At 73.2% G+C, this 18,801-nt stretch carries 17 protein-coding genes; all 17 read right to left on the bottom strand.

Annotation, left to right across the window (positions count from 1 at the left end):
- Window positions 1-5 precede the first annotated feature (5 nt).
- Genes hisG through pyrR form a run of 17 tightly spaced genes read right to left on the bottom strand, consistent with a single transcriptional unit; the run spans window position 6 to window position 18,762 of the window.
- A complete protein-coding gene (gene hisG / locus ACULK2_RS09920; RefSeq protein WP_445967091.1) occupies window positions 6-845 on the bottom strand; it encodes an ATP phosphoribosyltransferase in 840 nt (279 codons plus the stop codon).
- 46 nt (window positions 846-891) lie between these two features.
- Window positions 892-1,155, bottom strand: a complete 264-nt coding sequence (locus ACULK2_RS09925; protein WP_445967092.1) for a phosphoribosyl-ATP diphosphatase — start codon at window positions 1,153-1,155, stop codon at window positions 892-894.
- Window positions 1,152-1,844: a ribulose-phosphate 3-epimerase gene (gene rpe / locus ACULK2_RS09930; protein ID WP_445967093.1), complete on the bottom strand. Its 693-nt coding sequence runs from the start codon at window positions 1,842-1,844 to the stop codon at window positions 1,152-1,154. The genes ACULK2_RS09925 and rpe overlap by 4 nt, the downstream gene beginning before the upstream one ends.
- A gap of 31 nt (window positions 1,845-1,875) precedes the next feature.
- Window positions 1,876-3,348 (bottom strand): RsmB/NOP family class I SAM-dependent RNA methyltransferase, encoded by a 1,473-nt coding sequence (locus ACULK2_RS09935; RefSeq protein ID WP_445967094.1) that lies wholly within the window; start codon window positions 3,346-3,348, stop codon window positions 1,876-1,878.
- On the bottom strand, window positions 3,345-4,298 hold the full coding sequence (fmt, locus tag ACULK2_RS09940) for a methionyl-tRNA formyltransferase (RefSeq protein ID WP_445967095.1): 954 nt from the start codon (window positions 4,296-4,298) through the stop codon (window positions 3,345-3,347). The genes ACULK2_RS09935 and fmt overlap by 4 nt, the downstream gene beginning before the upstream one ends.
- Window positions 4,299-4,315: 17 nt before the next feature.
- Entirely contained in the window at window positions 4,316-6,274 is a 1,959-nt protein-coding gene (locus ACULK2_RS09945) for a primosomal protein N' family DNA-binding protein (RefSeq protein ID WP_445967096.1), read from the bottom strand.
- A gap of 20 nt (window positions 6,275-6,294) precedes the next feature.
- Window positions 6,295-7,488 carry a methionine adenosyltransferase gene (gene metK, locus ACULK2_RS09950; protein WP_445967097.1) on the bottom strand — a complete coding sequence of 398 codons (1,194 nt, stop codon included), beginning with the start codon at window positions 7,486-7,488 and terminating at the stop codon, window positions 6,295-6,297.
- Complete coding sequence (gene coaBC / locus ACULK2_RS09955) at window positions 7,485-8,765, bottom strand: bifunctional phosphopantothenoylcysteine decarboxylase/phosphopantothenate--cysteine ligase CoaBC (RefSeq protein WP_445967582.1); 1,281 nt, start codon at window positions 8,763-8,765, stop codon at window positions 7,485-7,487. The genes metK and coaBC overlap by 4 nt, the downstream gene beginning before the upstream one ends.
- Before the next feature lie 19 nt (window positions 8,766-8,784).
- Window positions 8,785-9,042: a DNA-directed RNA polymerase subunit omega gene (gene rpoZ / locus ACULK2_RS09960; RefSeq protein WP_092669843.1), complete on the bottom strand. Its 258-nt coding sequence runs from the start codon at window positions 9,040-9,042 to the stop codon at window positions 8,785-8,787.
- Entirely contained in the window at window positions 9,035-10,021 is a 987-nt protein-coding gene (gmk, locus tag ACULK2_RS09965) for a guanylate kinase (RefSeq protein ID WP_445967098.1), read from the bottom strand. The genes rpoZ and gmk overlap by 8 nt, the downstream gene beginning before the upstream one ends.
- Window positions 10,014-10,889, bottom strand: a complete 876-nt coding sequence (gene pyrF, locus ACULK2_RS09970; protein ID WP_445967099.1) for an orotidine-5'-phosphate decarboxylase — start codon at window positions 10,887-10,889, stop codon at window positions 10,014-10,016. Before pyrF ends, gmk begins: the two co-directional genes overlap by 8 nt.
- Window positions 10,886-14,179, bottom strand: a complete 3,294-nt coding sequence (gene carB, locus ACULK2_RS09975) for a carbamoyl-phosphate synthase large subunit (protein ID WP_445967100.1) — start codon at window positions 14,177-14,179, stop codon at window positions 10,886-10,888. Before carB ends, pyrF begins: the two co-directional genes overlap by 4 nt.
- A complete protein-coding gene (gene carA, locus ACULK2_RS09980) occupies window positions 14,179-15,384 on the bottom strand; it encodes a glutamine-hydrolyzing carbamoyl-phosphate synthase small subunit (protein ID WP_445967101.1) in 1,206 nt (401 codons plus the stop codon). The genes carB and carA overlap by 1 nt, the downstream gene beginning before the upstream one ends.
- The gene (locus tag ACULK2_RS09985; protein WP_445967102.1) at window positions 15,377-15,943 is read right to left on the bottom strand and encodes a PH-like domain-containing protein; all 567 of its coding nucleotides are present in this window, start codon (window positions 15,941-15,943) and stop codon (window positions 15,377-15,379) included. The genes carA and ACULK2_RS09985 overlap by 8 nt, the downstream gene beginning before the upstream one ends.
- Window positions 15,936-17,282 carry a dihydroorotase gene (locus tag ACULK2_RS09990; RefSeq protein WP_445967103.1) on the bottom strand — a complete coding sequence of 449 codons (1,347 nt, stop codon included), beginning with the start codon at window positions 17,280-17,282 and terminating at the stop codon, window positions 15,936-15,938. Before ACULK2_RS09990 ends, ACULK2_RS09985 begins: the two co-directional genes overlap by 8 nt.
- On the bottom strand, window positions 17,279-18,232 hold the full coding sequence (locus ACULK2_RS09995; protein WP_445967104.1) for an aspartate carbamoyltransferase catalytic subunit: 954 nt from the start codon (window positions 18,230-18,232) through the stop codon (window positions 17,279-17,281). Before ACULK2_RS09995 ends, ACULK2_RS09990 begins: the two co-directional genes overlap by 4 nt.
- Complete coding sequence (gene pyrR, locus ACULK2_RS10000) at window positions 18,229-18,762, bottom strand: bifunctional pyr operon transcriptional regulator/uracil phosphoribosyltransferase PyrR (protein ID WP_501044913.1); 534 nt, start codon at window positions 18,760-18,762, stop codon at window positions 18,229-18,231. The genes ACULK2_RS09995 and pyrR overlap by 4 nt, the downstream gene beginning before the upstream one ends.
- Between the last annotated feature and the right edge of the window lie 39 nt (window positions 18,763-18,801).

The following is an 18,801-nucleotide window of genomic DNA, read 5'->3' on the forward strand; positions in this document are numbered from 1 at the left end:
GACCCCTACAACCGCGCGGCGTGGATCGCGCTCACGAGGATCGCGCGCGCGCCCAGCTCGTACAGGGCGTCCATGACGTGGTTCGTCTCGACGCGCGGGATCATGACGCGCACCGCGACCCACTCGGGATCGTGCAGCGGGGAGACCGTGGGCGACTCGAACCCGGGTGCGGCGGCGGTGGCCGCCTCGAGTTGCGCGACGGGCACGTCGTAGTCGACGAGCACGTACTGGCGGGCGACGAGCACGCCCTGCAGGCGCCGCACCAGGGTCTGCGTGCCCGGCTTCTCGACACCCGAGCCGATGAGCACGGCCTCGGATTCGAGGATCACCGGGCCGAAGATCTCGAGGCCCGCCGTCCGGAGCGTCGAGCCGGTCGACACGACGTCGGCCACGGCGTCGGCCACGCCGAGTCGCACGGCGGACTCGACCGCCCCGTCGAGCTTGACGAGCTTCGCCGTCACGCCGCGACGGGCCAGGAAGTCGCCCACGAGGCCCGGGTAGCTCGTCGCGACGCGGACGCCCTCGAGGTCGGCCAGGTCGGCGTGCTCGCCGGGCGGACCGGCGAACCGGAACGTCGAGTCGCCGAAGCCGAGCGGCGCGATCTCGGTCGCCTCGCTGCCCGAGTCGAGCAGGAGGTCGCGACCGGTGATGCCGACGTCGAGCGCACCCGACCCGACGTAGGTCGCGATGTCGCGCGGTCGGAGGTAGAAGAACTCGACCCCGTTGCGGGGGTCGGCGACCACGAGTTCACGCGAGTCCCTCCGGCCGGTGTATCCGGCCTCGAAGAGCATCTGCGCGGCGGTCTCGGAGAGCGAGCCCTTGTTGGGCACGGCGATTCGGAGCATTCCCTGGCTTTCGTGTCGACGGAACTGATCGGCGGTCATGGCGCGATCAGAGATGTCGGTACACGTCGGCGGGCTCGAGGCCCTTGGCGAGCATCAGCACCTGCAGGTGGTACAGCAGCTGCGAGATCTCCTCGGCGGTCTCGTCGTCGCTCTGGTATTCGGCGGCCATCCAGACCTCGGCCGCCTCCTCGACGATCTTCTTGCCGATGGCGTGCACGCCGGCGTCGAGCTGACGAACGGTGCCGCTGCCCTCGGGGCGGGTGCGGGCGGTGTCCTGGAGCTCGACGAAGAGGTCGTCGAAGGTCTTCACCCGTCCAGACTAGCGGGGTCCCCGGCACGCTCGTGGCGGTGTGACGAGACCGCGGCGCGCAGGTCGGCGATCCGCTCCTCGGGCACACCGCGGAACACCGCCGACCCCGCGACGAACGTGTCGGCGCCCGACTCGGCCGCGATGCCGATCGTGTCGACCGTGATGCCGCCGTCGACCTGCAGCCACACGTCGAGGCCGGCCGCCGCCACCGCGTCCGCGACGCGGCGGAGCTTCGGCATCGTCTCGGTGATGAACGACTGCCCGCCGAAGCCGGGCTCGACGGTCATGACGAGGACCTGGTCGAACTCGGGCAGGAGGTCGAGGTAGGGCGCGGCATCCGTGCCGGGCTTCAGGGCGATGCCGGCACGCGCGCCGATCTGCCGGAGGTGGCGGGCGAGCGCGACCGGCTCGTTCACCGCCTCGGCGTGGAACGTGACGGACGCGGCACCCGCCTCCGCGTAGCCTGCCGCCCACCGGTCGGGGTCGTCGATCATGAGGTGCACGTCGAGCGGGATCGGGCTGACCTGCTGCAGCCGCTGCACCATGGGCAGGCCGAACGTGAGGTTCGGCACGAAGTGGTTGTCCATGATGTCCACGTGCACGAGGTCGGCGGTGCTGATCCGGCCGAGCTCGCGCTCGAGGTTCGCGAAGTCGGCAGCGAGGATGCTCGGGTTGATGCGCGTCGCCATGACCGCAACCCTATCGGCGGGGACGAGCGGTTCAGCGCTTGCGCACGAGCGCGATGAACATCGCGTCGGTGCCGTGCCGGTGCGGCCACAGCTGCACCGTGCGGCCGTCGCCGGCGAGGTCGAGCGGATGCCGCGACACGGCTTGGACGACGGCGGCCGTGTCGATCGGCTCGGCGGCGTCGCCCCAGCGCGCGAGCGCGCGTCCGAGGCTGCCGTGCGTCTCCGCGGTGTGCGGCGAGCAGGTGACGTACGCGAGCACGCCGCCGGGGGCGAGTGCGGCGAACGCGGCGTCCGCCAGCTCGCCCTGCAGCTCGGTGAGCTCGGCGACATCCGTCGGGGATTTGCGCCAGCGCGCCTCGGGACGTCGTCGTAGTGCGCCGAGCCCGGTGCACGGCGCGTCCAGCAGGATGCGGTCGAACCCGCCCTCCGCGCCGAGCGCGCCCGGGTCGAGCTCGCGACCGTCGCCGACGTGGACCGGGACGTCGAGCGGCACCGGTGCGACGGCCTTCCGCACGAGCTCGGCGCGCGCCGGGATGACCTCGTTGGCGACCAGGGCGGCGCCGCCCGCGAGCGCCTCGGCGGCGAGCAGCGCCGTCTTGCCGCCGGGACCCGCGCACAGGTCGAGCCAGCGCTCGGCGGGCCGCACCGGGGCGACACGGCTGAGCGCCAGCGCGGCGAGCTGCGAGCCCTCGTCCTGGACGCGCACGAACCCGTCGTTCGCCGCGACGAGGTCGAACGGCGCCTCGGCGGTGAGGCCCGTGGGCGAGTACCGGTCGGGCTCGCCGAGGTCGTCCGGGTGCGCCGCGAGCCCCGGGAGGGCGGCCAGGTTCACGCGCGGCGAGGCGTTGTCGGCCTCGAGCGCCGCGACGAGCTCGTCGCCGCGACCCTCGCGGTCGAGCGCACCCCGGAGCGCGCGGATCACCCACACGGGATGCGAGTGCACGGCGGCCAGGGCGGCATCCCCCTGACCGGCCTCCTCGGCGACGAGTGCGAGCCAGTCGTCGAGCTCGCGCCGTGAGACCGTGCGCAGCACGGCGTTGACGAAGCCCGCCGCGGGCGGTGCGACCCGACGCGCGAGCGCCACCGACTCGTTCACGGCCGCGTGGGTGGGCACGCGCGTGGCGAGCAGCTGGTGGGCGCCGAGCCGGAGGACATCGAGCACGGGCGGATCGATCGCCGCGACGTCGCGGGCCGCAGCGAGGCCGATGATCGCGTCGTACCGGCCCAGGAGCCGCAGCGTGCCGTAGGTCAGCTCGGTCGCGAGCGCGGCATCCGCCTGGCTCAGCCTCGCCCGGTCGATGCGGGTCGGCAGCAGCAGGTTCGCGTACGCGTCGGAGTCGCGGACCGCCGCGAGGACGTCATACGCGACCAGACGCGCCGGCGAGACCCGGTCGGGCCGCGAGCGGCCGCCGGGGCCCCCGCGAGGCGCCTGCCGCGCGCCGCCGTCACGCCGCCCGCTTCCGGCATGGTCGGGGCGGCCGCCGCCGCGACGCTCGTCGCTCATCGCGCCTCCACCCGCTCGACGCCGAGGCCGCGCCACCAGTCGGCGGCGGTCATCGGGTTCCGGCCGGCGGGCTGCACGCGCCGGAGCTCCAAGGCCCCGTCGGCGGTCCCCGCGAGCACGCGCTTGCGCTCGAACCTGAGCTCGCCGGGCTCGAGGCTCGTCGGGATCGCGCCACTCGAGCCATCGGCGCCCTCCGTGGCCGGAACCGCCTCGAGGACCTTCACCCGGATGCCGCCGATCTCGGTGTGCGCGCCCGGCTCGGGAGTGACCCCGCGGAGGCGGGCATCGACCTCGGCGGTGGGCCGCGTCCAGTCGAGCCGGCCGTCCTCGATGGAGAGCTTCGGGGCGAAGGTCGGCTCGCCGGCCTGCGGCGTCGCGACGGCGGTGCCGCCGGCGATCGCGTCGACCACCTCGAGGACGAGCTCGGCCTCCGACTCCGCGAGCGACTCCAGCGCCGCACCCGCGGTCTCCCCCGGGTGGACCCGCCGGGTTCGGGCGGCGTACACGTCACCGGCGTCGAGCTCGGGCACGAGCCGGAACACGCTGGCCCCGAGCTCGGCATCGCCCGCGATGAGCGCGCGCTGCACGGGAGCGGCCCCGCGCCAGGCGGGCAGCGCCGAGAAGTGCAGGTTGATCCACCCGTGGGCCGGCGTCGACAGCAGCGGCTCGCGGACGAGCCCGCCGTAGGCGACGACGACGCCGAGGTCGGGGCGGAGTGCCGCGATGCGCTCGGTCGCGTCGGCGTCGAGCCGTGCCGCGTCGATCACGGGCAGCCCCAGCCGCTCGGCCGCCTGGGCGACCGGCGACGGCGTGAGCACGCGCTTCCGGCCGAGCGGTGCAGGCGGGCGGGTGACGACGCCGACCACCTCGTGGCCGGAGGCGGCCAGCCGCTCGAGGGTGGGCACGGCGACGGCGGGCGTTCCCGCGAAGACGATCCGGAGGTGTGGCACACCCCATTGTCCCAGTGTCAGGGGAGCTCAGGATCGTCCATCCGGACGCGGACCACTGGCGGTCGGCCCGGTCGGCGACCGGCGACCGGACGCCGGCGCTCGGTCGCGGCGCGGATGGCCTCGCCCTTCAGGGCCTGGGCGACCTCGCCCCCGAGACCGTAGCCGAAGCGGACGATCGCGCGCTCGAGCCCCTCCTCGCCCGTCGGCGTCGGCCCGAGCACGTCGACGCCGTCGATGCCGCGCACGCGCTCGAGCGCCCCGGCGAGGCGTTCGCGCGACGACACGACCGAGGCCATCCGCACCGCGGGCGGGAAGCGCAGGGTGCGGCGCGTCTCGAGCTCCTCCGCCGCCCACGCCGGCTGGCGCCAGGTCGCCAGCGCCGTGCCGAGCGCCCCGCCGACGCCCACGAGGAACACCGGGGCCGCCGGCGCCGCCAGGGCCGCGGCGTTCGACCACCACCGCAGGCAGTCCTCGGCGACGCGGAGCGACTCGCGCAGCAGCATCCGTTCGCCGTCGAGCAGGAGGACGGCACGGTACCCGCCGTCGGCGAACGGCTCGGCCCCGCGCGTCGCGACGACGAGCTGCGGCTCCGCGCCGACCCGCACGATCGGACGCTCGCCATCCGACACCACCACCCGGGATCGGGGGAACGCACGCCCGAGCTCCTCGGCCGTGCGGGTTGCGCCGACCACCGCCGCCCGCAGCTTCGTGCCCTCGCAGACGCCGCAGCGCCACGACGTCGCGACCGTGCCGCACAGGGAGCACGCGGGCGGGCCGCCGCCGCGGGGCACCGAGAGCGCTCCCCCGCAGGCGGCGCATCGGGCGGGCTCCCGGCAGCGGTCGCATACGAGCATCGGGGTGTGCCCGGGTCGCGCCACCTGCACGAGCACCGGGCCGTCGGCGATCGCCGCCTGCGCCTCGCGCCACGCCGCCGACGGGATGCGGGCGCCGCCGGACTCGGGCGCCGCCTGCTGGTCGGTCAGGACGACGCGCGGACGGGCACCGCGCCGCAGCGGCACGTCGTGGACCCAGCCGACCTCGACGAGCCGCTGCACCTCGACGCTCCGGCTGTGTGCGACGAACGCGAGCGCGGCGCCGGACTGCTCCTGGCGGATGAGCGCCGCGTCGCGACTGTGCACGCCCGGGGCGAGCGGCTCGGCATGGAGCGCGTCGCCGTCGTCGACGACCACGATGAGCCCGAGCCGGGAGGCGGGCGCGTAGACCGTCGACCGGCTGCCGATCACGATGCGCGCGGCATCCCCCGTCGCGTCGAGGAACGCCCGGTACCGTGCCGGGCCGGTCTGGCGCGCGTCGGTCCGCAGCACGCGGCGAGGGTCGACGAACTCGGCGAGGGCGGTCTCGAGCTGCTCCTGGTCGCGGTAGTCGGGGACGGCGACGATGCTCGAGCGGTCGTGGGCGAGCGCGTGCGCGGCGGCCTGTGCGACGGTCATCGCCCACCCGCCGACCCACGTTCCGGACGGCAGCCGCACCGGACGTGCGTCGGCGGCCAGCGCCATCCGCTCGCCCCGGCCGATGCCCCGCTCGACACGACCCGGCTCGTAGCCGTCGATCGCCGTTGGCGCCCCCGGCCGCTGGCCGGGGTCCGGCTCGGCGGACCGCCACGCCTTCTCCGCGCGGACGTAGCGCGCGGGGATCGCGATGCGCAGGATGTCGCTCGCGTTGCCCGCCGCCCGATCGGCCGCCGCCCGCGCGAGACGCCACACGTCGGGCATGAGCGCCGGGACGTCGGAGACGACGTCGTCGAGCTCGCTGAGCTCGCCACGGTAGTCCGAGCGCTCGGCGAGGTCCACGATCCAGCCGGCGGCGATCCGCCCGCCCGAACGCAACGGCACGCGGACGCGAGCGCCGCGCACGGCCGCGTCCGCCAGGCGCGACGGGACGCGGTAGTCGAACAGCTGGTCGAGCTGCGGCAGCGGCGAGTCGACGAGGACGCGCGCGACGGGCCGGTCGGTCACCTCAGCGCCCGGCGGCCACGTCAGAGCCCGGCGGCCGCGCGCAGGTCGTCGACGCGGTCGAGCCGCTCCCAGGTGAAGTCGGGCAGCTCCCGGCCGAAGTGGCCGTAGGTCGCCGTCGTCGCGTAGATCGGGCGCAGGAGGTCGAGGTCGCGGATGATCGCGGCCGGGCGCAGGTCGAACACCTCGCGGATCGCCTCGGTGATGCGCTCCTCAGGCAGGTGGCCGGTGCCGAACGTCTCGACGTACAGGCCGACGGGGGCCGCCGCGCCGATCGCGTAGGCCACCTGGATCTCGAGGCGGTCGGCGAGGCCGGCGGCGACCGCGTTCTTCGCGACCCAGCGCATCGCGTACGCCGCCGAGCGGTCGACCTTCGACGGGTCCTTGCCGCTGAAGGCGCCGCCGCCGTGCCGGCTCGCGCCGCCGTAGGTGTCGATGATGACCTTGCGGCCGGTGAGCCCGGCGTCGCCCTGCGGGCCGCCGATCTCGAACCGGCCCGTCGGGTTGATGAGGACCTTGAGGTCGGGCCGCGAGAGCTCGACCCGGTCGAGCGTCGGGCGGATGACGAGCTCCTCGACCTCGGCGCGCAGCTGCTCGGTCGACACCTTCGGGGAGTGCTGGGTCGAGAGCACGACCGTCTCGATGGTTCGCGCGGACTGACCCTCGTAGCCGATGGTGACCTGCGTCTTGCCGTCGGGACGCAGGTAGTCGAGCTCGCCCTGCTTGCGGACCTCGGCGAGGCGCTCGGCGAGGCGGTGCGCGATCCAGATCGGCACGGGCATGAGCTCGGGGGTCTCGCGCACGGCGTAGCCGAACATGATGCCCTGGTCGCCCGCGCCCTGACGATCGAGCGCGTCGACGCTCGCACCCTCGCGCGTCTCGAACGCGTCGTCGACGCCCTGCGCGATGTCGGGCGACTGGGCGCCGATCGAGACGGAGACGCCGCAGGAGCGACCGTCGAACCACACGTCGGAGGAGTCGTACCCGATCGAGGTGATGCGCTCGCGCACGATCGCGGGGATCTCGACGTACCCCGACGTCGACACCTCGCCGGCGACGTGCACCAGACCGGTGGTCACGAGCGTCTCGACCGCGACGCGCGCCCCCGGGTCGACCGTGAGCAGCGCGTCGAGGATCGCGTCGGAGACCTGGTCGCAGATCTTGTCGGGGTGGCCCTCGGTCACGGACTCGGAGGTGAACTGGCGCAGTGCGCTCATACGGGGTGGGTGTCCTTCGTGATGGGCTCGGAGCCGGGCGCGAGACGCGCGGCGATGACATCGAGGATGGCGTGCGCCACCGACATCTTGGTGCCGGACGCCACGGCCGCGACCGCGTCGTCGGCGCCGATCACGCTCACGGCGTTCTCGTCGGCGGCGAAGCCGTGGCGCCAGCCGACGCGGTTGACGACGAGCAGGTCGGCGCCCTTGGCCCGGCGCTTGGCGCGACCGAGCTCGAGCAGTCGCTCCGGGTCGGGCTCGGTCTCGGCCGCGAATCCGACGAGCACGGTGCCGTCGTGCGGCGCGGCGCCGAGGCCGGCGAGGATGTCGGGGTTTCGGACCAGCTCGATCGACATGGTCTCCTGGCCGTCGACCTTCTTGATCTTCGCGTCGCTCACGTCGGCGGGGCGGAAGTCGGCGACGGCGGCGGCCATCACGACCACGTCTGCGAGTGAGGCGGCCGAAATGACGGCCTCCTGCAGCTCGAGCGCGGTCGAGACCGGCACCACGCGGCATCCGCCCGGCGAGGCCACCTCGAGGTTCGCCGCCACGAGCGTCACCTCGGCGCCGCGCGCCGCGGCCGCCTCGGCGATCGCGACGCCCTGCTTGCCGCTCGAGCGGTTGCCGAGGAAGCGCACGGGGTCGAGCGGCTCGCGCGTGCCGCCCGCGGTGACGACGACGCGTCGGCCGGCGAGGTCGCCGGCCCCGGTCGAGGCCGTTTCCGCGTCGCCCGTGCCCGCGTCGAGGCCGTTCCGCCGCGCGACGTCGAGGGCCGCCGCGACGATCACGTCGGGCTCCTCGAGCCGCCCGGGGCCGCGGTCGGCGCCCGTGAGCTGACCGACGGCGGGACCGACGATCGTGGCGCCGCGCTCGCGCAGCGTCGCGATGTTCGCCTGCGTCGCGGGATGCCGCCACATCTCGGTGTGCATCGCCGGAGCGATCACGAGCGGCGCCTCGCTCGCGAGCACCGTGTTGCCGAGCAGGTCGTCGGCGAGGCCGGTCGCGAGCTTCGCGATCGAGTTCGCCGTCGCGGGTGCGATCACGATGAGGTCGGCGGCCTGGCCGATCGCCACGTGGCGCACCTCGGCGACCCCCTCGAAGAGGTCGACGTGCACCGGGTTGCGCGAGATCGCCTCCAGCGTCGGGCGCCCGACGAACCGCAGCGCCGACTCCGTCGGCACCACGTGCACGTCGTGGCCCGCGAGGACCAGCGACCGCACCACCGACACGGCCTTGTACGCCGCGATGCCGCCGGTGATGCCGACGACGATGTTCAGCGGCATCCGGGCCTGCCGGCTACTCGCCGATCGGGCGGAGGCGCAGCTTGTCCTCGTTGACCTCGTGGAGCGCGACCGACAGGGGCTTGTCGTCGATCGACGAGTCGACCAGCGGGCCGACGTTGTCGAACAGGCTGCCCTCGTGGAGGTCGGCGTAGTAGTCGTTGATCTGGCGTGCCCGCTTGGACGCGAAGATGACCAGCTGGTACTTCGAGTCGACCTTCGACAGCAGGTCGTCGATCGGCGGGTCGATGATGCCGGACAGCTTCTCAGCCATGGAGGGACTCCTTCAGGTGTGGCGCACTCGACGTGCGCGGAAGTTCGTGGCGCGAGGCAGGCTGACGCCGACCCCGACGAGGCCGCATCAAGTCTACGACCTTTTGCGCGGCCTCGCGGACCTCGTGGTTGACGACCTGGTGATCGAACTCCTCGACGGCCGCCAGTTCGACCTTCGCGGTCTCGAGCCGTCGCTGCTGCTCGGCCGGGCTCTCGGTGCCCCGCCCGACGAGCCGGCGGACCAGTTCGTCCCACGTCGGAGGGAGCAGGAACACCAGTGTGGCCTCGGGCATCGCCCGGCGCACCGAGCGCGCGCCCTGGATGTCGATCTCGAGCAGCACGCTGTTGCCGCCCGCGATCGCCTCGTCGACCGGTCCGCGCGGCGTGCCGTACCGGTGGGCGTTGTGCACCGTCGCCCACTCGAGCAGCTCGCCCGCGGCGATCATGCGGTCGAACTCCTCGTCGGAGACGAAGTAGTAGTGCTCGCCCTCGACCTCGCCCGGCCGCGGTGCGCGGGTGGTCGCCGACACCGAGAGCTTCACGTCGGGGTGGTGCTCGCGGATGTAGCCAGCGACCGTGCCCTTGCCGACCGCCGTGGGGCCGGCGAGCACGACGAGCCGGTCGCCCGTGCCGCCGTGGTCGGCGATCCAGCCCGCGGTGAACTCGCGCAGGCGCCGACGCTGCAGCCGGCCGAGCCCGCCGAGGCGCTTGGAGTTCGCGATCTGCAGATCCTCCATGATGCGGGCGCACTTCGTCTGCCCGATCGCGGGGATGGAGGTGAGGAACTCCGAGACCCGGACCCGGCCCTCGACGCCCTCCGGGTCGTCGAACGCGGCCCGGAGCACGTCGAGCGGGCTGCGGGTGCCCTCCGCGATGTCGTGCTTCACGGCGGCACGCGCGCGGCGCGCGGCGACCGCGGCGCGCGACGCGGCGACGCGGTCGACCTCGGGCGGCGCGGATGACGCGGTGCGATCAGACATCGAGCGCCCCCACCTCGTCGGCGCGGCGCGCGATCGCGTCGGCGACGCCGTCGGGACCTGCGGCGAGGAGCCCGCGGCTGTCGGTCAGGATCGCTCCCGGTGCGAGCGCGCCGAGCCGGGCGGGCACATCGCGGAGCTCGCCGCCCTGGAAGCCGATGCCCGGCACGAGCACGGGCACCCGCGGGCGCGCGTCGCTCGAGACGTCGATGCCGAACTCCTCGGGCACGATCGTCGCGCCGAGCACGACGCCGATCGAGCCGAACGGTCGCACGTCGGCGTCGTCCCTGCTCCGGTTCCACGCGTCCACACCCGACACGATGGCACCCGCCACCGACGATCCCTCGCGGCTCGAGCCCTGCAGCACGGCCTGCTGGATCGCGGCCGCCTCGGGGTTCGACGTCGCCGCGACGACGAACAGGCCCGCCTGTGCGGCCTCGGCCTGACGCATGACGCCCTCGATCGAACCGAGGCCCTGGTAGGCGTAGATCGTCATCGCGTCGGCGCGGAGCGGCGAGGCCGGCGACAGCCAGGCCTGGCCGTACGCCTCGACGGTCGAGCCGATGTCGCCGCGCTTGACGTCGGCGATCACCAGCAGGCCAGCGTCGCGGGCCAGGTCGAGCACGCGCTCGAGAGCTGCGTAGCCGGCCGACCCGTGGCGCTCGAAGAACGAGACCTGCGGCTTCACGATCCCGACGCGGCCGGCCGCGGCATCCACGACCCTCAGGCCGAACTCGCGGACTCCCGCGCCCGAATCGGGCAGGCCCCACTCGTCGAGGAGCCACGCGTGGGGATCGATCCCGACGCACAGGCGTCCGCGGGTGCCGAACACCGCGTCGAGGCGCTCGCCGAACGAGGCGACCGTGCTCACGCGACCACCCCTGCGGCGCGGCGTCGCGCGTACTCCTGCAGGCTCGTGACCTCGAAGCCGCCGTCGTTCACGTCGAGCGAGGCCACCGCGGCCGAGAGCTCGGCGATCGTCGTGAACAGCGGGATGTCGGCCGCGACCGCCGCGGCTCGGATCTCGTAGCCGTCGGCGCGCGCCGAGCGACCGCTCGGCGTGTTCACGACGACGTCGATCTCGCCGCGGTGGATGAGCTCGACCACCGAGGTCGCGTCCTCGCCCTGCTTCTCGCTGTACTTCAGCACGACGTCGGCCGCGATGCCGTTGCGGCGGAGCACCTCCGCCGTGCCCTCGGTCGCGACGAGGTCGTAGCCGAGCTGCTGCATCCGCAGCACCGGGAGGATGATCGCGCGCTTGTCGCGGTCGGACACCGAGACGAACACGCGACCCGACAGCGGCATCCCGCCGTACGCGGCCAGCTGACTCTTCGCGAACGCACGCGGGAAGTCGCGGTCGATGCCCATGACCTCGCCCGTCGAGCGCATCTCCGGGCCGAGCACGGAGTCGACCATGATGCCCTCGCGCGTGCGGAAGCGGTGGAAGGGCAGGACCGCCTCCTTGACCGCGACCGGGGCGTCGAGCGGCACGCGGGACCCGTCGACCTCGGGCAGCAGGCCCTCGGCGACGAGGTCGCGGATCGAGTCGCCGACCATGACGCGCGACGCGGCCTTCGCGAGCGGGATGCCGAGCGCCTTCGAGACGAACGGCACGGTCCGGCTCGCGCGCGGGTTGGCCTCGAGCACGTAGAGCACGCCCGCGCCGATCGCGAACTGGACGTTGAGGAGGCCGCGGACGCCGACGCCCTCGGCGATGGCCCGGGTCGCCTCGCGCACGCGGTCGACCTCGGCTCGCCCGAGCGTGACGGGCGGCAGGGTGCAGCTCGAGTCGCCGGAGTGGATGCCGGCCTCCTCGATGTGCTCCATCACGCCGCCGACGTAGAGCTCGGTGCCGTCGTACAGCGCGTCGACGTCGATCTCGATCGCGTCGTCGAGGAAGCGGTCGACGAGCAGCGGATGCGTCGGCCCGACGATGCCCTGGTCGGCGATGCGCGCGAAGTAGTCGACGAGCGAGGCGGTGTCGTACACGATCTCCATGCCGCGGCCGCCGAGCACGTAGCTCGGACGGACGAGCACCGGGTAGCCGATCTGCTCGGCGACCTGCACTGCACCCGCGAGCTCGGTCGCGGTGCCGTTGCGCGGCGCGAGGAGCCCGGCGGCGTCGAGGATGCCGGCGAACTGCCCGCGCTCCTCGGCGAGGTCGATCGCCTCGGGGCTGGTGCCGAGGATCGGCACGCCCGCCGCCTCGAGGCCCTTCGCGAGCCCCAGCGCGGTCTGCCCGCCGAGCTGCACGATGACGCCCACCAGCTCGCCCGACTGCGACTCGGCGTGGATGACCTCGAGCACGTCCTCGAGCGTGAGGGGCTCGAAGTAGAGCCGGTCGCTCGTGTCGTAGTCGGTCGAGACCGTCTCGGGGTTGCAGTTGATCATGATCGTCTCGAACCCGGCGGCCGAGAGCGCGAAGGACGCGTGGACGCACGAGTAGTCGAACTCGACGCCCTGACCGATGCGGTTCGGGCCAGAACCGAGGATGACGACCTTGCGGCGGTCGCTCGGCGCGACCTCGGTCTCGAGGTCGTAGCTCGAGTAGTGGTAGGGCGTCAGCGCCGGGAACTCGCCCGCGCACGTGTCGACGGTCTTGAACACCGGGCGGATGCCGAGGATGTGGCGGACCTCGCGCGCGTCGGCCTCGCCGAACCCGCGGAGCTGCCCGATCTGGGCGTCGGAGAAGCCGTGGTCCTTCGCGAGCAGCAGCGTCTCGGTGTCGAGCGCCTCGGCCCGGGCCACCTGCTCGGCGACCTCGTTGATCAGCACGATCTGGTCGAGGAACCACGGGTCGATCTTCGTGGCCTCGAACGCCTGCTCGATCGTGGCGCCCTTGCGGAGCGCCTGCTGCACGAGCACGATGCGGCCGTCGGTCGGGGTCGAGGCCGCCTCGAGCAGCTCGTCGACCGAGCGCGACTCGTCCTCCCAGTGGAAGCTCGACCCGCGCTTCTCGAGCGAGCGGAGCGCCTTCTGCAGGGCGGTCGAGAAGTTGCGGCCGATCGCCATCGCCTCGCCGACGGACTTCATGGTGGTCGTCAGCGTCGGGTCGGCGGCGGGGAACTTCTCGAACGCGAACCGCGGCACCTTCACGACGACGTAGTCGAGCGTGGGCTCGAAGCTCGCCGGCGTGACCTTGGTGATGTCGTTCGGGATCTCGTCGAGGCGGTAGCCGATCGCGAGCTTCGCGGCGATCTTGGCGATCGGGAACCCCGTGGCCTTCGATGCGAGCGCCGACGAGCGCGAGACGCGCGGGTTCATCTCGATGACGATGACGCGTCCGTCCGCCGGGTCGACGGCGAACTGGATGTTGCAGCCGCCCGTGTCCACGCCGACGGCGCGGATGATGTCGATGCCGATGTCGCGCAGCTTCTGGTACTCGCGGTCGGTGAGCGTCAGCGCCGGCGCGACGGTGATCGAGTCGCCCGTGTGGACGCCGACCGGGTCGACGTTCTCGATCGAGCAGACCACGACCGTGTTGTCGTGCGTGTCGCGCATCAGCTCGAGCTCGTACTCCTTCCAGCCGAGGATCGACTCCTCCAGGAGCACCTCGGTGGTCGGCGAGTCGTGCAGGCCCTGCGTCACGATGCGGACGAGGTCCGCCTCGGTGTAGGCGAAGCCCGACCCGAGTCCGCCCATGGTGAACGAAGGGCGCACCACGAGCGGGTAGCCGAGGTCGAGGGCGAACTCCTTCGCCTGCTCGAGCGTCGTCGCCACGTGCGAGCGGGCGACGTCGGCGCCGGCCTCGATCACGAGGTCCTTGAAGAGCTGGCGGTCCTCGCCCTTGCGGATCGCGTCGACCTTCGCGCCGATGAGCTCGACGCCGTGCTTGTCGAGGATGCCCGCGTCGTGCAGTGCGATCGCGGCGTTCAGCGCCGTCTGGCCGCCGAGCGTCGGGAGCACCGCGTCCGGCTTCTCCTTCACGATGATCGACTCGATCACCTCGGGGGTGATCGGCTCGACGTAGGTCGCGTCGGCGAAGTCGGGGTCGGTCATGATCGTGGCCGGATTGGGGTTCACGAGGATGACGCGGACGCCCTCCGCACGGAGGACGCGGCAGGCCTGGGTGCCCGAGTAGTCGAACTCGGCCGCCTGCCCGATGACGATCGGGCCGGACCCGATGACGAGGACGGAGTTGATGTCGTCGCGCTTGGGCATTACTCGCCGGCCTCCTGGCTGTGGTCGGTGGTGCGGTTCGCGATGACCATGTCGCGGAACCGATCGAAGAGGTACTCGGCGTCGTGCGGGCCGGCGGCCGACTCGGGGTGGTACTGGACCGAGAAGGCGGGGATGTCGAGGCAGTTCAGGCCCTCGACGACGTCGTCGTTGAGGTCGACGTGACTGACCTCGACGCGGCCGAAGCCCTGGCTCGACTCGCTGATGACGTCGGTGGGCGCCGCGACGGCGAAGCCGTGGTTGTGCGCCGTGATCTCGACGCGCCCGGTGGCCCGGTCGAGCACCGGCTGGTTGATGCCCCGGTGGCCGAAGGGCAGCTTGTAGGTGTCGAAGCCGAGGGCGCGGCCGAGCAACTGGTTGCCGAAGCAGATGCCGAAGTACGGCAGGCCGGCGCGGAGCGACTCGCGGAGCAGTTCGACGTGGCGCTCCGAGGCGCTCGGGTCGCCGGGCCCGTTCGAGAAGAACAGCGCGTCCGGGCCGAGGGCCAGCACGTCGTCGGCCGTCACGGTCTGGGGCAGCACGTGGACGTCGAATCCGCGCTCGGCCAGGAAGTTCAGCGTGGAGGTCTTGACGCCGAGGTCGAGCACGGCGACCGAGCCGATGCGCTCGCCCGTGGCGGGCAGCATGTACCGCTCGCCCGTCGAGACCTCGCCGGACAGGTTGCGGCCGGCCATCTGCTCGCCGGACTGCACGAGCTCGAGCTGCTCGCCGGGAGAGAGGTACGCCTCCTCGCCCGAGAAGACGCCGGCGCGCATCGCGCCGAGCGAGCGGATGTGCCGCGTCACCGCGCGCGTGTCGATGCCGCTGATGCCGACGATCCCGGCGGCGGCGAGGTCGTCGTCGAGGCTCCGCTGCGAGCGGAAGTTCGACACGACCCGCGAGGGGTCGCGCACGACGAAGCCCGCGACCCAGATGCGCGCGGACTCCATGTCCTCGTCGTTCATGCCCGTGTTGCCGATGTGCGGCGCGGTCATGAGCACGATCTGCCCCGCGTACGACGGGTCGGTCAGGGTCTCCTGGTAGCCGGTCATGCCCGTCGCGAAGACCGCCTCGCCGAGCGTCCGCCCGCGTGCCCCGTAGGCGCGGCCCTCGTATCGGGTGCCGTCCTCGAGCACGAGCACGGCACGGGTGGGGTCGATCGCGGCGGCGGGCGCCTGCTCGTCGACGGTGGTCGGGGTCTCAGTCATCCGAGGCCTCGCTCTCTGCTTGTGCGTCTGCGTCCGGCTCCGGCGCGGTGGGCGCCGCAGCGATGTCGTTCACGGCGGCCACGAACCGGGCTGAGTCGCCCGGGTACCGGCACCGCAGGTAGCTGTCGACCCGCGTCGGAACCTCGGGCTCCGACCGGTCGTCGACGAGCCAGGTGAGGGCGACGAGGCCCTCGGGCTCGACCCCGCGATCGATCGCGTAGGTCGCGGTCCCGGCGGCCGCGATGCGGTCGGCCGGGATGAAGCTCGGGAGCTCGCCGGCGATGCGCAGCAGCACGCCCTTCCGGTGCACCTCGACGCGCGCCGAGCCGCGGAAGGCGAGGCCCTCGACGGCGAGGCGTTCGAGGGGCTCCCCCTCCGGTGTGGTCGCGACGTAGAGCGCCTCGATCTCGAGCGTCGTGGTGCCGGGGTCGGCGGGCGGCGCGAAGGCGGCGAGGGTCTCGTCGCGCGCGGTGCGGCGTCGCCAGGATCGCCACATCAACCAGGCGGCGACGCCGACGATCGCGACGGCGACGAGTGCGCCGATCCAGCGGCTATCCACGCGCACCCCCGTGCGCGAGGCGGGCGGATGCCGCGGCGACCTCGTCGGCGGGACGGACGGCGCCGTCGAGCACCGTTGGCGTTCCGCGGTGGAAGGTCGCGACCACGCGGCCGGGGAGCGTGCGACCGAGGTAGGGCGAGTTGACGCTGCGCCCGGCGAGCCGGTCGATGCCGAACGGCGCGGACGCGGCAGGGTCGACGAGCGTCAGCTCCGCGGCCGAACCGGCCGCGACGGGCTCGCCGTGGCCCGCGAGGCGACCGATCCGCGCGGGCGTCGCGGAGAGCACGCGGGCGACGTCCGCCCAGCCGATCAGCCCGGTGTCGACCATCGTCAGCTGCACGACCGACAGCGCCGACTCCAGGCCGACCATGCCGTTCGCGGCGGCATCCCACTCGGATTCCTTCGCCTCGACGGGATGCGGGGCGTGGTCGGTGGCGACGATGTCGACGGTGCCGTCCGCGAGCGCGGCGCGGAGCGCCTCGACGTCCTCCTGGCGGCGCAGCGGCGGGTTGACCTTGTAGCGCGGGTCGTAGCTGCCGACCAGGTCCTCCGTGAGCAGCAGGTGGTGCGGCGTCACCTCGGCGGTCACGTCGATGCCCCGGGCCTTCGCCCAGCGGATCACCTCGACGGACCCGGCCGTGGAGACGTGGCACACGTGCAGGCGCGAGCCGACGTGCTCGGCGAGGAGCACGTCGCGCGCGATGATCGACTCCTCGGCGACGGCCGGCCAGCCGGCGAGTCCGAGCTCGCCGGACAGTGCGCCCTCGTTCATCTGCGCGCCCTGCGTGAGGCGCGGCTCCTGCGCATGCTGCGCGATCACGCCGTCGAAGGCCTTCACGTACTCGAGCGCGCGGCGCATGAGCAGCGGGTCGAAGACGCAGAAGCCGTCGTCGCTGAAGACGCGCACGCGGGCGCGCGACGCGGCCATCGCGCCGAGCTCGGCGAGCTGCTCGCCCTTGAGCCCGACGGTCACGGCGCCGATCGGCTGCACGGTCGCGTAGCCGGCGGCCTCGCCGAGGGAGAGCTCCTGCTCGACGACGCCCGCGGTGTCGGCCACGGGGAACGTGTTGGCCATCGCGAAGACCGCGGTGAACCCGCCGACGGCGGCCGCCTGAGTACCCGTCAGCACGGTCTCGCTCTGCTCGTACCCGGGCTCGCGCAGGTGCGTGTGCAGGTCGACGAGGCCGGGGAGGGCGACGAGCCCGTCGGCGTCGACGACCGTCGCGCCCGCGGCATCCGCCACCGTGCCCACCTCGGCGATGCGCCCGCCGTCGAGCAGGATGTCGGCCCGCTCGCCCGTGGGCAGGGCCGCGCCGCGGATCAGGAACGACTCGCTCATCGGGTCTCCCCCCGTTCGCCGGACAGCAACAGGTAGAGGGCGGCCATTCTCACTGATACTCCGTTCGCGACCTGCTCGCGCACCGTCGACTGCGCGGAGTCGGCGGCGCGGGCGGCGATCTCGAGCCCGCGGTTCATGGGGCCGGGATGCATGACCATCGTAGTCTCGGGAAGCCGGGCGAACCGATCGTCGTCCAGCCCCCACGTGCGCGCGTATTCGCGGCTGTTCGGGAAGAACGCGCCGTGCATGCGCTCCGCCTGGATGCGGAGCATCATCACGACGTCGGGCGTCGCGGCGAGCGCCCGATCGAGGTCGTACTCGATCGTCGCGGGCCAGCCCGACACGTCGACGGGCACGAGCGTCGGCGGGGCGACGAGCGCGACCTCGGCGCCGAGCGTCTCGAGGAGCCACACGTTCGAGCGCGCCACGCGCGAGTGCAGGATGTCGCCGACGATCACGACGTGCACCCCGTCGAGGTCCCGGCCCCGCGAGGCGGCCCCGTGGAGGCGCCGACGCATGGTGAAGGCGTCGAGGAGGGCCTGGGTGGGGTGCTCGTGCGTGCCGTCGCCGGCGTTCACGACGCCCGCGTCGATCCATCCGCTCGTCGCAAGTGTGAGCGGCGCGCCCGAGGACGGATGACGGATGACGACGCCGTCGGCCCCCATCGCCTGCAGCGTCTGCGCGGTGTCCTTCAGGCTCTCGCCCTTCGAGACGCTCGAGCCCTTCGCGCTGAAGTTGATGACGTCGGCCGACAGCCGCTTCGCCGCGGCCTCGAACGAGATGCGGGTGCGCGTGGAGTCCTCGAAGAAGAGGTTCACGACGGTGCGGCCGCGGAGCGTCGGCAGCTTCTTCACCTCGCGCTCCTGCACGGCCGCCATGTCCTCGGCGACGTCGAGCAGCGCGATGGCGTCGTCGCGCGAGAGGTCGCGGGTGCTGAGCAGGTGCCTCACTGGTCGCCTCCCTCGATCGTGACGGCGTCCTCGCCGTCGATCTCGACGAGGCGCACGTTGATGCGCTCGCGCGTGGAGCTCGGCAGGTTCTTGCCCACGTAGTCCGCGCGGATCGGGAACTCGCGGTGGCCGCGGTCGACGAGCACCGCGAGGCGCACGGCGCGGGCGCGGCCGAGATCGGCGAGCGCGTCGAAGGCGGCACGGATGGTGCGGCCCGAGTAGAGCACGTCGTCGACGAGCACCACGATCCGTCCGTCGATGCCGTCGCCCGGCACCTCGGTGGGATGCGTGGCTCGCACGGGATTGCGGCCCAGGTCGTCTCGGTACATCGTCACGTCGAGGGCCCCGGCGGGCACGTCCACGCCGGCGATCCGGGACACGATCCGGGCGAGTCGCTCGGCGAGGGCCACGCCGCGCGTGGGAATGCCGAGGAGGACGAGACCGTCGGCGCCGCGATTGGCTTCGAGGATCTCGTGGGCGATGCGGGTCAGCGCCCGCTCGAGGTCTGCCTGCTGGAGCACGGTGCGCACAGCGGTGCGGACTCCCTTCTCCGCCTCACGGGACGGGCT

It is taken from the genome of Agromyces molybdatiresistens (assembly GCF_052748445.2).

Bases quoted from the DNA above. Each gene is read 5' to 3' on its own strand.
- metK (WP_445967097.1), bottom strand. From the start codon at position 7,488: ATGAGCGCACTGCGCCAGTTCACCTCCGAGTCCGTGACCGAGGGCCAC.
- carA (WP_445967101.1), bottom strand. From the start codon at position 15,384: ATGACTGAGACCCCGACCACCGTCGACGAGCAGGCGCCCGCCGCCGCG.
- ACULK2_RS09990 (WP_445967103.1), bottom strand. From the start codon at position 17,282: ATGAGCGAGTCGTTCCTGATCCGCGGCGCGGCCCTGCCCACGGGCGAG.
- carB (WP_445967100.1), bottom strand. From the start codon at position 14,179: ATGCCCAAGCGCGACGACATCAACTCCGTCCTCGTCATCGGGTCCGGC.
- rpe (WP_445967093.1), bottom strand. From the start codon at position 1,844: ATGGCGACGCGCATCAACCCGAGCATCCTCGCTGCCGACTTCGCGAAC.
- rpoZ (WP_092669843.1), bottom strand. From the start codon at position 9,042: ATGGCTGAGAAGCTGTCCGGCATCATCGACCCGCCGATCGACGACCTG.
- gmk (WP_445967098.1), bottom strand. From the start codon at position 10,021: ATGTCTGATCGCACCGCGTCATCCGCGCCGCCCGAGGTCGACCGCGTC.
- ACULK2_RS09935 (WP_445967094.1), bottom strand. From the start codon at position 3,348: ATGAGCGACGAGCGTCGCGGCGGCGGCCGCCCCGACCATGCCGGAAGC.
- hisG (WP_445967091.1), bottom strand. From the start codon at position 845: ATGCTCCGAATCGCCGTGCCCAACAAGGGCTCGCTCTCCGAGACCGCC.